Consider the following 15,103-nt stretch of genomic DNA (forward strand, 5'->3'; position numbering starts at 1 on the left):
AGGAAAGGGTTCTGTCATGTCGGTGCTGCGTGATCTCGTCGAAGGCATCCAGGGCGGTTCGATCGAGGTGATCGACCTGACCGCGCCGCTGGCCGAGTCGACGCCGATCCTGATGCTGCCCGAGCCGTTCGGCAACACCGTGCCGTTCACGCTCCAGGAGATCAGCCGGTACGACGACCGCGGCCCCGGGTGGTACTGGAACAACATCTCGACCGGCGAGCACACCGGCACCCACTTCGACGCGCCCGTCCACTGGGTCACCGCCCGCGACGGCGAGGACGTCTCGCAGGTCGCCCCGTCGAAGCTGCTGGCCCCGGCCGTCGTGCTCGACTTCGCCGCGCAGGCCGCCGCCGACCCCGACTTCCTGCTGGAGATCGAGCACGTCAAGGCGTGGGAGGCCGAGCACGGGCCGCTGCCCGCCGGCGGCTGGCTGCTCTACCGGACCGGCTGGGACGTGCGCGCCCACGACCAGGCCGAGTTCCTCAACGCCAACGAGACGGGCCCGCACACGCCCGGCATCTCGGTCGAGTGCGCCCGCTACCTGGCCGAGCAGACCCCGATCGTCGGGCTCGGCGTCGAGACGGTGGGCACCGACGCGGGCGCGGCGCACTCGTTCGACCCGGCGTTCCCGTGCCACTCGTTCTTGCTCGGCGCCGGGAAGTACGGACTGACCCAGCTGCGCAACCTCGACCGGCTGCCGGTCACCGGGGCCGTCGTGGTCGCGCCGCCGCTGCCGATCGCGGGCGGGTCGGGGTCGCCGGTCCGGGTGCTGGGCTTGGTCGAGCGGTGAAAGCAGATGAGGCGATCGGGCGGGCGCTGGCCGCCGAAGGCGTCCGTACGGTCTTCGGGGTCGTCGGCTCCGGCAACTTCCACGTGACCAACGCCCTCGTGGCCGGGGGAGCGCGTTACGTCGCGGCCCGCCACGAGGGCGGCGCCGCGACCATGGCCGACGCCTACGCCCGCATGTCGGGCGAGGTCGGGGTGGTGACCGTGCACCAGGGGCCGGGCCTGACCAACATGATCACCGGGCTGGCCGAGGCGGCCAAGAGCCGCACCCCGCTGCTCGTGCTGGCGGGCGAGGTGACCTCGCCGCTCTCCAACTTCTGGGTCGACCAGGCCGCGCTCGCCCACGCGGTCGGGGCGCTGTCGGTCCGGATCACCTCGGCCGAGACGGCCGTCGCGACGGCCGTGGCCGCCTATCACCTGGCCCTGCGGGAGCGGCGGACCGTGCTGCTGAACCTGCCGCTCGACGTGCAGGGGCACGAGGCCGGGGAACTGCCCGCCGAGATCGTGCCCGCCGGGGCGCCGGAAACAGCTCCGGTCGTGGCGGCCGACCTCGGGACCTTCGAGCGGCTGGCCGAGGTGCTCGCCGCCGCCGAGCGGCCGGTATTCGTGGCCGGGCGCGGCGCCCGGCACGCGCGGCGCGAGCTCGAACTGCTCGGCGACCGCACCGGCGCGCTGCTGGCGACCTCGGCCGTCGCGCGCGGGTTGTTCAAGGGCAACCCCTGGGACCTGGACGTCTCGGGCGGCTTCGCCACGCCGCTCGCGGCCGAGCTCATCCGCGACGCCGACCTCATCGTCGGATGGGGGTGCGCGCTGAACATGTGGACGATGCGGCACGGCGCGCTCATCGCCCCGACGGCCACCGTGGTGCAGGTCGACCTCGACGCCGCCGCCCTGGGGGCGCACCGGTCGGTGAGCTTCGGGGTCGTCGGGGAGGTGGCGGGGTGTGCGACAGCCGTAACGGAACTGATCGAAGCTCGGCGCGACGGATACCGGAGCGATGAGCTGGCCGCGCGCATCGCGGCCGGGCGGCGCTGGCAGGACGTCGCCTACGACGACGAGAGCGGCGCGGGCCGCGTCGACCCCCGCACGCTGACGATCGGGCTCGACGAGCTGCTGCCCGCCGACCGGATCGTGGCGGTCGACTCGGGCAACTTCATGGGATATCCGGCGATGTTCCTGGACGTCCCCGACGAGCACGGGTTCTGCTTCACCCAGTCGTTCCAGTCGATCGGCCTCGGGCTCGCCACCGCGATCGGCGCGGCCCTGGCGCGGCCCGACCGGCTGCCCGTCGCGGCGCTCGGCGACGGCGGCGCGCTCATGGGCGTCGCCGAGCTCGAGACCGCGGTGCGGCTGGGCCTGCCGATGGTCGTGGTCGTGTACGACGACGAGGGCTACGGCGCGGAGGTCCACCACTTCCACGGGGCCCCGCACGACACCGTCACCTTCCCGCCGGTCGACCTCGCCGCCATCGGGCGCGGGTTCGGCTGCGCGGCCGTGACGGTCACCGCCGCGGCCGATCTCGACGCGGTGCGCGACTGGCTCGACGGGCCGCGTGACCTGCCGCTTCTCATCCACGCGAAGGTGACGCGGGAACGGGGTTCGTGGTGGCTGGAGGAGGCGTTCAGAGGGCACTGACCCGGCGTGCGTAGGTTACGGTTCTCGCATGGCTGAGCGCGTGTATCCCCCGGTGATCGGGGTTGCCCTGACGATGTTCAAGGTCCTCGGAATGAAGATCGAGATCGAGGGCGCCGAAAACATCCCGACCACCGGCGGGGCGGTCCTCGTCAGCAACCACATCAGCTATCTCGACTTCATCTTCGCCGGGTTCGCGGCCCGGCCGGCGGGGCGGCTGGTGCGGTTCATGGCGAAGAAGGAGGTCTTCGACCACCGGATCTCCGGGCCGCTGATGCGGGGCATGCACCACATCCCGGTCGACCGCGCCGAGGGCGCCGGGGCCTACATCGCCGCGCTGAAGGCCCTCAAGGCGGGCGAGGTGGTGGGCGTCTTCTCCGAGGCGACCATCAGCCGGTCGTTCACCGTCAAGGAGATCAAGAACGGCGCGGTCCGCATGGCCGCCGCCACCAACGTGCCGCTGGTGCCGATCACGTTGTGGGGCACCCAGCGGCTCTGGACGAAGGGCCGCCCGCGCAAGATCGCGCAGCGGAACATCCCGATCACCATCTCGATCGGCGAGCCGATGCGCCCGCAGCGCCGCGAGGACATGGACGCCGCCGCCGCCGAACTGCACCGCCGCCTGTCGGAGCTGGTCGACAAGGCGCAGCGGTCGTACCCCGACGACGGAACCGGCACCTGGTGGCAGCCCGCCCATCTCGGCGGCACCGCGCCGACGCCCGAAGAGGCGGCGGCGATGGACGAGGCGGAGCGCAAGGAACGCGAGAACCGCGGCGACTGAACCTCCCCGCCACTACCAAGCTATAGCGCACCCCGGGTCTTGCCACAAGCCCCGGGGTGTGCCGCAGAATCACCGCTCATGATTGACGTCATCATCGTCGGCGCGGGGCCGACCGGAGTCATGCTGGCCGCCGAACTCCGCCTGCACGGCGTCGAGACGGTCGTCGTGGAGCGGCTCGCCGAACCGGTCACCCACTCCAAGGCGCTCGGCCTGCACGTGCGCAGCCTCGAAATCATGGACCAGCGGGGCCTGCTCGGCGAGTTCCTCGCCCACGGGCAGCAATACCCCCTCACCAGCCACTTCGCCGGCATCGTCAAACCCTGGCCGGTGGAACTCGACACCTCCTGCCCCTACCTGCTGGGCATCCCGCAGGTCGTCACCGAACGCCTGCTGACCGAGCACGCCACCCGTCTCGGCGCCGAGATCCGGCGCGGGATCGAACTGACGGGCCTCACCCAGGACGACCACGGCGTCACCGCCGAACTGGCCGACGGCACCACGCTCCGGGCGCGCCACCTGGTCGGCTGCGACGGCGGGCGCAGCACCGTGCGCAAACTGCTCGGCGTCGCCTTCCCCGGCGAGCCCAGCCGGGTCGACACCCTGCTCGGCGAGATGGAGCTCACCGCCGCGCCCGAGACGATCGCGGAGGTGGTGGCCGAGGTCCGCAAGACGGAGCTCAAGTTCGGCGCGATCCCGCAGGGCGACGGCGTCTACCGGGTCGGCGTGCCGGCCGCCGAGGTCTCCACCGCCCCGCCGACCCTCGACGACTTCCGCCGTCAGCTGGTCGCTTACGCCGGAACCGACTTCGGTGCCCGCTCGCCCCGCTGGCTGTCCCGTTTCGGCGACGCGACCCGGCTGGCCGAGCGGTACCGCGTCGGCCGGGTGCTGCTGGCGGGCGACGCCGCGCACGTCCACCCGCCGACCGGCGGGCAGGGCCTCAACCTGGGCGTGCAGGACGCTTTCAACCTCGGCTGGAAGCTCGCGGCCGAGGTGACGGGCTGGGCCCCGGCGGGGCTGCTCGACACCTACCACGCGGAACGCCACCCGGTGGCGGCGAACGTGCTGGTCAACACGGCCGCCCAGATGCTGCTGCTGTCGACCGAGCCGGGGCCGAAGGCGGTCAGGGCGCTGCTGTCGGAGCTGATGGACTTCGAGAACGTGACCCGCTTCCTGCTGGAGAAGATCACCGCGATCGGGGTGCGCTACGACTTCGGCTCCGACGACGACCTGGTCGGCCGCCGGATGCGGAACCACAGGTCGCTGTACGCGTCGATGCGCGGCGGCCGGGGCCTGCTGGTCGGCGGTCTTTCCGCGGCGGGGTGGCACGACCGGGTCGACGTCCTCCGCGAGGACCTGGGTGTTCCCAACGCGCTGCTGCGCCCCGACGGGCACGTGGCCTGGGTGGGGGAGGACCAGAAGCAGCTCGACGTCCATCTGGAGAGGTGGTTCGGCGCGAGCAACTCCGGTTGACTAATTGGAAATTAGTCAACTACGGTTGCTTCATGCCGCCCGAACTCACCGATCCCGCCGACGCCCTGGCCGCCGTGGCCGCGCTCCGCCGGCTCGCCGACCAGCTGGAGGAGGCCGCCGTCGAGCAGGCCATGCGCGACGGATGGAGCTGGCCCGAGGTGGCCGAGGCGCTCGGGATCACCCGCCAGGCGGTCCACAAGAAGCACGCCAAACGGCTCATCGAAGCCGGTGTCCCCCTGAGGAGGCGCTGACGTGGCCGCCATCGACCACTACCTGAACACCGTCATCCAGCACGCCCGGCTGGAGGCCTTCGACGACGGCTCGGCCACCCTGGAGGCCCACCACCTGCTGCTCGGCATCGCCGTCGCGGGGGAGAACGCCGAGCTCATCGCGGCCGGGCTCGGCCCCGACCAGATCAGGGCCGCGCTCCAGGGGGAGTTCGAGCACAGCCTCCAGACGGTCGGGGTGTCGGCGGCGGCCTACCGCCTGCCGAAGCCGACCCGCGTGGGCGACCCGCCGACCTCCCTTGGGGCGTCGGCCAAGCTCGCCTTCGACCGCGCCTTCTCCCGGGCGCGCACCAAGAAGGAGCTGCGGCCGGTCCACCTGCTGCTCGGCATCCTCCAGGCCGAGATCGGCACCGTGCCGCGCGCCCTGGCCCTGGCCGGGTTCGACCGGCCCGCCCTGATCGCCCGCTTCTCCGGGGACCCCGCGTGATCCAGGAGATTCTCGACCGCGCCGTCGCCGAGGGCGGCCTGCCCGGCATCGCCGCCGAGGTCCGCGACGGCGACCGGCGCTGGTTCGGCGCCGCCGGCGCGCCGCGCGAGCGCGACCACGAGTTCCGCATCGGCAGCACGACCAAGACCTTCGTCGCGACGCTGATGCTGACCCTGGTCGGCGAGGGCCTGGCCGGCCTCGACGATCCGCAACCGGGCGGCGCGACCCTGCGCCAGCTGTTGTCGCACACCAGCGGCCTGGCCGACTATTTGCGCTTTCAGGACGAGGTGAACCAGCACGAACACCCCGCCCCCGACCAGCTGATCGCCATTGGCCTGGCGAAGCCCCCGGCGTTCCCGCCGGGGGAGGGCTGGCACTACTCTCAGACCAACTACGCCCTCGTCGGGCGGCTCATCGAGACGATCACCGGCCGCCCGCTGAGCGAGGCGCTCGGCCGGATCACCCGCGCCCTGCCCGGCACCTACCTGCCGGCCGGCGACGACATGGACTTCCGGGGCCCGCACGGCCGGCACTTCAGCCGCCTCCACGACCCGTCGCCGGACGCCGAGACCTACGACGTCACGGAGCTCAACGCCTCCCCGTTCTGGGCGGCGGGCGGGATGATCTCCACCATCGCCGACCTGGGCGACTTCTTCACCGCGCTGCTGCGCGGCGACCTGCTGCCCCCGCACCTCCAGAACGAGATGTTCACCACGGTGCCCACCACGGACTGGCTGGCGACCGGGCGTTACGGCCTGGGCGTCTCGTCGCTGACGTTGTCGAGCGGGGAGACGGTGTGGGGCATGGGCGGCGCGATCTTCGGGTCGTGGACGTACGCCTACGGCAGCCGCGACGGGCGCAGAATGCTGGTCGCGAACACCAACGGCGACTGGTCAGACCCGATCGCGATCTTCACCGAGCTGCTGGAGGCGGCCTTCCGGCCGTGAAAGCTACCCTGCGGGGGTGGAGCGCATCGTCCTGGGGCTGATCCTGGAGTTCGTCGGCCTGCACCTGCTCGCCCAGGGCCAGGCGGTGCGGCGGGCGGCGCGGGCCTTCCTGGCCACCGCGGTCCGCGCCGAGGGCGAGGTGATCGCCCTGCGGGTCAGCCGCACGGGGGTGGCGCAGCGGCCCCGGCCGGCCCACGTCTACCTGCCGGTGCTGCGGTTCCGCACCGCCGACGGCCGGGTCGTGGAGGCCCGCTCGCCCGTCGGCGGCAACCCGGCGCCGGCCGCGAAGGGCGACCGCGTCGGCGTGCTCTACGACCCGGCCGACCCGCGTGACGTGCGCATCGACACCGTCGCCGGGCACGGCACGACGGCCGGGCGGGTGCTCATGGGGCTCGGGGCGGCGGTGCTGGCCGTCGCGGTCGGGGTGGTCGTCAGCGGCGTCTGGTGACCCTCGCCAGCAGCACCCGGGCGGCCGCCAGGAGGGCCATGCCGACCGCGCCCACGATCGGTTCCCGCTCCTCCTCCTTGGTGGGGCCGGGGTCGGGCAGCGCGGGTTCGGTCTCGTGGGTGCGGGAGGCTTCGAGCTGCGCCGCGAAGGCCAGGCCGAGGAACAGCGCGATCGAGGTCAGGAACGACCACAGCAGCAGCGCCATCACCGCCGTCAGCGGGCCGTAGGTCTCGCCGAAGCCCTCGTTGAGGCTGGTGTAGAGGGCCAGGCCGAGGGTGAAGGTCGTCCACAACACCAGGGTGACGAGCGCGCCGAAGGCCAGCCACGTGTGGCCGGGCTGGCGGCGCCGGGGCGAGGCGCGGAAGATGACCGAGGTCGCCACCAGGGCCAGCAGGAAGCCGAGCGGCCACCTGACCAGGTCGAACGCGAAGCGCAGGGCGGGGCCCCAGTCGTACACGCGGGTGAGGGCCTCTTTCAGCGCGTCGCCGCCGACCATGATGACGAACCCGGCCACCATGAACGAGCCGGCGGTCGTGGCCAGCACCAGCCCCCGCAGGTATTTGCGGTGGAAGGGGCGGTCGCGTTCGATGCCGTAGATGCGGTTGGCGCCGCGTTCGACCTGGGCCATCGTGCTGACCAGGGCGAACACGGCGGTGCCGAGGCCCGCCCACAACGCCACGGCGTCGGAGCGGGTGCCGCCGTCGAGGATGCTGCGCACGGCCGCGACGCCCTCTCCCGGGCTCAGCTGACTCAGGGTCAGCGCCAGGACCTGGCCGAGGTCCTCGGTGTGCACCACCGAGGAGAGCCCGACCAGGGCGATCGCGCCCGGGATGATCGACAGGCACATCTGGAACGCCAGGGCGCGCGAATGACTCATGCCGTCGCCGTAGCGGAACCGCACGAACGAGTCGCGGGCCAGCCGCCACGCGCCGTAGGCGCGCAGAGCCTGCCAGGCGTCGTCGGCGGACAGGTCGTCGCCGGTCATCGACTGGGTTTGGGGGACGAGGGTCGCTGAGCCCACGCCGCCAAGTTACCCAATCTCAGATCAGCTGCACGACCGGGATCACCTCTGAGCCGATCTGCTCCAGCGGGGTCAGCTCGTACACCCCCTTGACCTGGCCGATCGCCAGGCCGAAGCCCATCTCGGCGAAGCCGCCGAGGTCGTCGACGATCTTCTGGGCACCGTGGGTGGTGTCGTAGGCGTAGTAGACCGTCTTCTGGATGTCGTCGTAGTTGCGGCCGACCGCCTCGCAGTGGCCGCGCAGCACGTCGAGCTTGTGCTGGAGCTGGTCGGACGGGAAGAGGTTGCAGGCGTCGCCGTACTGGGCGACCAGGCGCAGCGTCTTCTTCTCGCCGCCGCCGCCGATCATGATCGGCGGGTGCGGGCGGGTGATCGGCTGCGGGGAGTTCAGCGGCCGCTCCAGCTGGAAGTGCCGTCCCCGGTACGGGCTCTCGTCGCCGTCCCACATCTGACGGCAGATCTGCAGCGCCTCTTCGAGGATCTCGAAGCGTTCGGCCAGCGGCGGGAACGGGAAGCCGAGGCCCTTCGACTCCTCCTCGTTCCAGGCCGCGCCGATGCCCAGCCAGGCCCGGCCCCCCGACAACACGTCGAGGGTGGTGACGATCTTGGCGAGCAGACCGGGCTGCCGGTAGATCACCCCGGTGATCAGGGCCAGCAGCCGCGCCCGCGAGGTGTGCGCGGCGATCCAGCCCAGGGTGGTGTACGCCTCCAGCATCGGCTCCTCGGGAGCCCCCACGCCGTGGATCTGCCAGAAGTGGTCCATCACCGCGATGGTGTCGAACCCGGCCTGGTCGGCGGTGGTGACGATCTGGGCGAGCCGGTCACTGAGCACCGGGTCGCCGGGGTACGTGAAACTCGGGATCTGAAGTCCAACCTTCATGCTTACATTCTTACCGCCATTACCTCGAAAGCCCCGCGAGGGCCTCCCGTTGCGCGGTGCGCGCCGCCGTCATGTCGGCCGCCAGGGCGAGGGCGTCCCCGGCGGCGCCGGCCTTCTGCTCGCTGGCGGTCACCATGGCCGACTGGTCGAGGTGGCCCTTCAGGCTCCTGACCAGGATCTTGTCGAACGCCTTCCCTTTGGCCCTGGCCGCCGCCTCGATCAGGATCGGGGTCGGCATGCCGGGCATGTCGTGCCCCTCGTGCGGGTTGGGGCCCGCCTTCGCGCTGGTCAGGAGCGCGCGAAGACGGGCCAGTTCGGCCCGGTGACCCTGGCCGACGGACCCCGCCAGCTCGGCGAGCGCGGGGTCCGCGGCCCGGTTCGGGGCCAGGTCGAGCACTTTCAGCATGCGCTCGTTCATCGCCGCCATGAGCTGCGCCCACGCCACGTCCGTCGGGTTGTACGAGGCCACGGCCACCACCGGGGTCGGCGGGGGCGGCGGCGCCTCAGACGTACACGAAGAGAGCGCGAGGATCAGGGCGGCGAGAACGAGGCGTCTCATGGGCGGCCGTTGGCCCCGCACTTGATGACCGGACGGATGCAGTCGCGCACCCGCTGCCACATCTCGGCCTCGGGCCAGGCGTTGAAGAAGTCACCGTGCATGGTGAATCCCCGGCCCGACGAGAGGCGGATCCGCGACGGATCGCCGCTCACCGGGTAACGCAGCACCTGGCGCAACTTCGGCACCGGCACCGGGTGGGTCGACGGGCACGCCTGGTTGACCGGGTAGGCCATGTGGCTCTTGTGGTCGGGCGAGTCGAGGTTCACCCCGTCCCAGCACTGCGGGAAGTCCAGGTACGACTCCAGCATCGTCCCGGCCGGGCAGTTCACGAAGTCCTTCGACGCGCCCGCCTCGTTGGCGTGCAGGCACGACCACCGGGCGATCGTCGTGCTGTCGGGCGCGGTCGCCTTGGCGTTGCCGGCGACGATGCGCAGGCCCAGCGGGAGCGGCTGGATCTGCGCGGTGATCTCGGGCCGCACGCCCTCACCGAGGTAGTAGAAGGTCGTGATGACCGGTTCGACGGGCTGGTCGTTGACGTACAGCGTCGGCACCCAGTACGACGACAGGTCGATGCGCGGGTTGCAGTTGGAGTCGCCGGCCAGCAGCGATTCCACGGTCGAGTTCGCGTTCGTCGTCAGGTTGCCGAAGAACGAGTGCATGTGCGAGGCGCCCGGCAGGTTCGGGTAGATGATCGGGTCGTCCGGGAGCCGGTGCGTGAACGGGCAGTCGGCCAGGAACTCCGACACCCGCACGATCGGGCCCTGCGGCTGGGTCGGGGTGGGCGTCGGGGTGGGGCCGCCGCCGGGGCCGTACACCTCGAACTCCCACAGGGACACGCCGTAGCCCGTGGCGCGGGCGGTGGTGTAGACGCGGATGTAGCGGGCGGACGTCTGGGTGAAGCCGATTGTCTGCACGCCGCCGGTCTGCGCGGTGCGGGTGGCGACCGTCGTCCAGCTCGTGCCGTTGGAGGAGGTCTGGAGCTGGTAGGCGGTGGCGTAGGCCGCCTCCCAGCGCAGCACGACCTGGTTCATCGTGGTCGCGGCGCCGAAGTCGACGCGCAGCCACTGCGGGTCGGAGAACAGGCTCGACCACCGGCTGCCGGCGTTGCCGTCGACGGCGTTGGCGGCGACGTGCCCGCCCTCGACCGACGACGCGGTGGCGGTCTTGCCCTGCGAGATGGGGGCCGCTTCGGCCCGTTGGGTGACGATCGTGAGCATCGCCAGGATCAGCACGCCGATCGCGGCGATCCTGGCCCACGTGATGGTCAGGGACATCGCGTACTCCAATGGTGGGGGGTGCTCCCCGGGGGCGTGGGGCCCCCGGAGAGGTGGATCACTGGTACACGCGCACGTAGTCGACGAGCATCTGCTTGGGGAAGCCGGTGGAGGCGTCCGGCGGACCCGGCCAGTCGCCGCCGACGGCGAGGTTGAGGATGATGTAGAACGGGTGGTCGTACACCCACGGGCCGCGGGTCGCCTCGACCTGGGCCTTGCTGAGCGTGAAGACCTGGCGGCCGTCGACGCTCCACGTCATGCCCTGGCTGTTCCAGTCGAGGGCCCACACGTGGTAGTCGTCGGAGAAGTCGGCGCCGTTCGGCAGGGTGTTCGGCGCGCCGATCCCGCCGCCGCCGTTGTAGGCGGGCGCGTGGATCGTGGTGTACGACGTCTTCACGTCCTTGCCGAGCACCTCGACGATGTCGATCTCACCGTTGTACGGCCACGGACGGCCGGTCAGGAAGTCGGCGCCCATCATCCAGAACGCCGGCCACAGGCCGTTGCCCTTGGGCACCTTGATCCTGGCCTCGACCCGGCCGTAGGTGAAGTGGAACTTCGTGCCGGTGTTCATGCGGTGGGAGGTGTACTGGCAGGTCCCGCCCGGACACGACGAGCCCGGCGTGACCTCCTGGCGGGCCTCCATGACCAGCTGCCCGGCGCCGTTCATGTTGGCGTTGTTGTTGTTCGTGTAGTACTCCAGCTCGTTGTTCGGGCCGGTGCCGGGGTCGGGCCGCCACTTCGCCGAATCGGGCTTGGTGCCCGCCGCGCCGTTGAACTCGTCGCTCCAGACCAGCTGCGGGGGGTTGCGCGGGTCGGGCGGCGCGGCGGGCGGGGTGTTCGGGGCGCCACCGGTGCCGTACACCTGGAACTCCCACAGGCTGTAGCCGTAGGGGGTGGCGCGCTGGGTGCCGTACATCCGGACGTACCGCCCGCTCCCCGTCACGTTGATCGACTGCTTGAAGCCGGTCCCCGTCGTGGTGGAGTAGACGTTGGTCCAGTTCGTGGCGTCGTTGGAGGTCTGGATGTTGAACGACCGCGCGAACGCCGGGTCCCACTGCAGGACCACCCTGCGGATCTGGGCCACCGCGCCGAGGTCGACGTAGATCCAGCCCGGGTCGACCCAGCCCGTGGTCGAGCTCGTCGCCCAGCGGCTGGCCGGGTCGAGGTCGAAGGCGCGGGCCGGCGTGCACTCGTAGCAGTTCCCGTCGCTCTGCGACGTCGAGGCGACGGCGGGCTTGTTGTACGACAGCAGCCGTTCCCCACCCGGGTCAGGTGACGGGGAGGGAGAGGGGCTGGGACTCGGCGACGGGGACGGGGACGGCGACGGGCTCGTCGTGGTGGTTCCGGTGCGCACCTGGATCTCGAAGAGGCTGACGCCGAACGGCAGCGCCCGGTTGCTCATCACGATCCGCAGGTAACGGCCCGACCCGGTGGCGGTGATGTTCTCGGTGCCGCCGGCGCCCGTGGTCGTCGCGTAGATCTGGGTGAACGTGGTGTTGTTCGGCGAGACCTGGACCTGGTACGTCCGCGCGAAGGCGGCCTCCCACACCAGCGTCAGGCCACAGATCGACGTGGTGGCACCGAGGTCGATCGTCACCGACTGGGGCTCGCCGTAGGCGCTGGCCCACCGCGTGCCGGCGACGCCGTCGACGGCGTTGGCCGCGACGAACGTCCCCTCGGTGGAGGTCGCGGTGATCGGCTTGCCGAGCGCGGCGTTGCCGCCGCACGTGCCGGTCGGGCCGGTCGATCCGTACACCTGGAACTCCCACAGGGAGTACCCCCAGGCGGTGCCCCGCTGGGTGCCGTACATGCGGACATAACGCCCGGTGCCGGTCACGTTGAGGGTCTGGACGCCGCCCGTTCCGGCGGTGGTGGTGTGGACGGTCGTCCAGGTGGAGCCGTTGGCGGAGGTCTGGATCTGGAACGCCCGCCCGTAGGCGGCCTCCCAGTTGAGCACGACCTGGCTGATGGTCGCCGAGGCGCCCAGGTCGACCTGGATCCACTGGGGATCGGCGAAGGCGCTGGCCCACCGGGTGCCGGTGCTGCCGTCGACGGCGGCGGACGCCGTGAAGGCCCCCTCGACCGAGGAGGCGGTGGCGGTCTTCCCCTGCGAGAGCAGGGCGTCGGCGGCCTGGGCCGGCTGGATGGCGACGTAGGAGGCGAGCAGCGCCAGCGCTGCCGCGATGAGCACGCCCAGGCGTAACCGGCCCGGACTGCGCGATGAACTCAACGTGTCTCCTCGGGAGGGCGGGGGGTGAAGTTCGGGGAGCGCTCCCTGGGCCCTGAGGTTCTCCTTTTGTTCCGATATCTGTCAAGTATCAAATTAACTCTGACGTAACGAAGGCGAAAGGGTTAACCGGATCGGAGAGCGCTCTCCTGAAGCGATCATGGGGCTGACGAGTGGCGTTTGAGCTTTGAATATCCGATGGAACGCTTCCCGCCGATGTCAGGGGGCGTTTTGCTGACAAGCCCCGGTGTGAGCCATTGACGAGCGCAGCCAGTGCGGGTCACCCTGATGAGGGAACGTTCTCTTCATGATCGTTTAAGTGATGGCCGTGAATCCGTGGACGAGCTCGTACGTCCACTAGACCTATAACGCTTCGATAACACACCGGGTTTCGCCGGTCGCGGTGCGTAATGTCGGAGGCATGCCGCCCACGACCGAGCACGAGATGTGGCTGGACCTGTTCGCCAACAACCCCCGCCTGGCCCCCGACCTTCTGATCGAGACCTTCGGCGTCCACGTGCCCTCCTACGAGGAAGCGCGCATCGAGACCCCGGTGACGAACGAGGCCAAACCCGTCGAACTGCGGGCCGACTCCGTGATCGTGCTCCGCAACAGGGGACGGCCGGTCCTCGCCTGCGTCGTCGAGATGCAGCGCGACCACGATCCGCACAAAGTGTGGACGTGGCCGAAGTACGTCACGGCCGTCCGGGCCCGCCACAAGTGCCAGACCATCCTGCTCGTGATGTGGCCCCGCGCCGACGGCGCGGAACGCGTGTCCGCGCCGATCGTCCTGGGGCCGTCGTCCATCGTGACGCCCTATGTGATCGGCTTGTCCGCCCTCCCCTTGGTGACCGACCCGGCGCAGGCCATCGCCAATCCCGAGCTGGCGACGCTCTCCGCCCTGGCACACGCCGAAGGTCCGCACCGTGAATCGGTGCTCGCGGCGACCAGCGCGGGCGTCCTGGCATTCGGGAAAAAGGACGCCAAAGAAGCCAGAACGTACACTGACTATCTCTCGGAGGCGTTGAGCGAAGCCGCCTCCCAGCTGTGGAGGACACTGATGGGTGTGGCATCCAGGGAGTACCGCAGCGAGTGGGCCCGCGGATTCGTCGCGGAGGGCAGGGCCGAGGGCAAGGCCGAAGCCGTGCTGGCGATCCTCCGCCACCGCCGGCTCCCCGTGACCGAGGAACTCCGCGACCGAATCCTGGCCTGCGTTGATCCCGAGGTGACGGAGACGTGGCTGGAACGCGTCTTCCACGTCGACAGCGCAGAAGAGCTCCTGTCGCACGATTAAGCGCAAAGGCCGCACGCACACCGCGTTCGCGGGTCAGCGGCGACGCCTTTGCCGAGGTATAACGGCCGCCATCGCGCCGACGACCGACAGTAGGCCGAGCGTGGTCGGTGGTGATGACGCGCTTGCTGCCGTTGGTCTTCTTGTTCGCGTCGTATCCGCGCGGATCGTGGCCGACAGTGTCATCACGCTCTTGGAATCGGTGATCCCCGCCGAGGGCCCGATTCCGATCCGCTTCCGCCGCCACAGCGCCGCGAGAATTTTCGGCGGGCGAAGCGTCAGCACGCGGTCTGGCAGGGCGGGAGTTGCCTTCGGGTGCAGACCGCCTACACGATCGCGCCCCCGACCCCGGCCGGCGCCCGCTGCGTGTTGGCGGGTCGGAGGGATTACGGCGTTCTCGGACCATGCCGCACGGCCCTTGTCGGCGAGATCGCCACTTCTTCAACAGGCACCACGCGGTCATCGCCGGCAATCCGACTGCCGATAAGGCGGCAACGACTCCTACGCCCGCCATGCCCCGATCGCCACAAGGCCCTGGGTGCCATTGCCATTCCACCTCGCAATTGGGATCGGGCACGTGCGGCATGGCTCAGGGCTGGCTGAGGGCTTTTGGCCTGCTCGATTGACGGGTCCGCCCTCCGCGCCAAGATGATCACTGTTCATCTGCTCCGGCGGTTTTGTGAAAATGCATTATTGCCGCGCGGGTGTGATCTCTGGCTTTAGCCAATCGATGCATGGCCCCTTGAATTTCTCTGATTCGCTTATCGGCCGGCCATTCCTGCCGAACGGCCGGGCGAGCAAGCACGCGTCTGCTGGTGGCCGGGCTCGTGCTCGACGTGCGGCAGGGGCCTGTCCTCCCTTGCGGCCGGCGGCGTAACCATTCGCCCGCGGATTCGACATTCTCGAATGAATCGTGGGAAGTCCGCGAATCCAAGCCCTTGACAAGGTGTGTCGCATTTATCAAGGCTGTGATAGGTAGAAAATCGAAGAGGATTCGAGTTATTCGAATGGTGATGACAGGAATGCCGAAGCGAGGTCGGCGTCCGTGAGAGGCCGGTGCCGGCTCGTCGACG

General features: G+C 70.4%; 14 protein-coding genes. 9 read left to right on the forward strand and 5 right to left on the reverse strand.

Translation table 11 applies throughout. The features are described 5' to 3' along the window. Positions 1 to 16 precede the first annotated feature (16 nt). The 8 genes from AW274_RS16060 to AW274_RS16095 all read left to right on the forward strand — a co-directional run bounded on the left by AW274_RS16060 (position 17) and on the right by AW274_RS16095 (position 6,778). Entirely contained in the window at positions 17 to 790 is a 774-nt protein-coding gene (locus AW274_RS16060) for a cyclase family protein (RefSeq protein ID WP_062432360.1), read from the forward strand. Continuing rightward, entirely contained in the window at positions 787 to 2,421 is a 1,635-nt protein-coding gene (locus AW274_RS16065; protein WP_062432363.1) for a thiamine pyrophosphate-binding protein, read from the forward strand. Before AW274_RS16060 ends, AW274_RS16065 begins: the two co-directional genes overlap by 4 nt. 28 nt (positions 2,422 to 2,449) lie before the next feature. Further along, positions 2,450 to 3,199, forward strand: a complete 750-nt coding sequence (locus AW274_RS16070; RefSeq protein WP_062432366.1) for a lysophospholipid acyltransferase family protein — start codon at positions 2,450 to 2,452, stop codon at positions 3,197 to 3,199. Between the two features lie 78 nt (positions 3,200 to 3,277). Continuing rightward, entirely contained in the window at positions 3,278 to 4,669 is a 1,392-nt protein-coding gene (locus AW274_RS16075) for an FAD-dependent monooxygenase (RefSeq protein WP_062432369.1), read from the forward strand. Between the two features lie 32 nt (positions 4,670 to 4,701). After that, complete coding sequence (locus AW274_RS16080) at positions 4,702 to 4,920, forward strand: hypothetical protein (protein WP_062432372.1); 219 nt, start codon at positions 4,702 to 4,704, stop codon at positions 4,918 to 4,920. Between the two features lies 1 nt (position 4,921). After that, positions 4,922 to 5,383, forward strand: coding sequence for a Clp protease N-terminal domain-containing protein (locus AW274_RS16085; protein WP_062432375.1), 462 nt, complete (start codon positions 4,922 to 4,924; stop codon positions 5,381 to 5,383). Further along, on the forward strand, positions 5,380 to 6,330 hold the full coding sequence (locus AW274_RS16090; RefSeq protein WP_062432377.1) for a serine hydrolase domain-containing protein: 951 nt from the start codon (positions 5,380 to 5,382) through the stop codon (positions 6,328 to 6,330). The genes AW274_RS16085 and AW274_RS16090 overlap by 4 nt, the downstream gene beginning before the upstream one ends. Positions 6,331 to 6,346: 16 nt before the next feature. Further along, positions 6,347 to 6,778 (forward strand): DUF3592 domain-containing protein, encoded by a 432-nt coding sequence (locus tag AW274_RS16095; RefSeq protein ID WP_062432379.1) that lies wholly within the window; start codon positions 6,347 to 6,349, stop codon positions 6,776 to 6,778. Here AW274_RS16095 and AW274_RS16100 read toward each other — a convergent pair. The 5 genes from AW274_RS16100 to AW274_RS16120 are packed head-to-tail and all read right to left on the reverse strand — an operon-like array spanning position 6,762 to position 12,742. After that, on the reverse strand, positions 6,762 to 7,799 hold the full coding sequence (locus AW274_RS16100) for a YihY/virulence factor BrkB family protein (RefSeq protein ID WP_083974355.1): 1,038 nt from the start codon (positions 7,797 to 7,799) through the stop codon (positions 6,762 to 6,764). The genes AW274_RS16095 and AW274_RS16100 overlap by 17 nt on opposite strands. Before the next feature lie 19 nt (positions 7,800 to 7,818). Beyond that, positions 7,819 to 8,679, reverse strand: a complete 861-nt coding sequence (locus AW274_RS16105; protein WP_062432381.1) for an LLM class F420-dependent oxidoreductase — start codon at positions 8,677 to 8,679, stop codon at positions 7,819 to 7,821. Positions 8,680 to 8,698: 19 nt separating this feature from the next. Next, a complete protein-coding gene (locus AW274_RS16110; RefSeq protein ID WP_063813461.1) occupies positions 8,699 to 9,238 on the reverse strand; it encodes a DUF305 domain-containing protein in 540 nt (179 codons plus the stop codon). Further along, positions 9,235 to 10,512 carry a DUF1996 domain-containing protein gene (locus tag AW274_RS16115; protein ID WP_062432389.1) on the reverse strand — a complete coding sequence of 426 codons (1,278 nt, stop codon included), beginning with the start codon at positions 10,510 to 10,512 and terminating at the stop codon, positions 9,235 to 9,237. The genes AW274_RS16110 and AW274_RS16115 overlap by 4 nt, the downstream gene beginning before the upstream one ends. A 58-nt stretch (positions 10,513 to 10,570) precedes the next feature. Further along, positions 10,571 to 12,742 carry a discoidin domain-containing protein gene (locus AW274_RS16120; protein ID WP_232320140.1) on the reverse strand — a complete coding sequence of 724 codons (2,172 nt, stop codon included), beginning with the start codon at positions 12,740 to 12,742 and terminating at the stop codon, positions 10,571 to 10,573. 418 nt (positions 12,743 to 13,160) lie between these two features. Here AW274_RS16120 and AW274_RS16125 point away from each other — a divergent pair, with 418 nt between their 5' ends. Further along, positions 13,161 to 14,033, forward strand: coding sequence for a hypothetical protein (locus AW274_RS16125; protein ID WP_063813388.1), 873 nt, complete (start codon positions 13,161 to 13,163; stop codon positions 14,031 to 14,033). The last annotated feature ends 1,070 nt before the right edge of the window (positions 14,034 to 15,103 follow it).

Source organism: Herbidospora daliensis (assembly GCF_001570585.1).
Classification (GTDB): Bacteria; Actinomycetota; Actinomycetes; order Streptosporangiales; family Streptosporangiaceae; genus Herbidospora; species Herbidospora daliensis.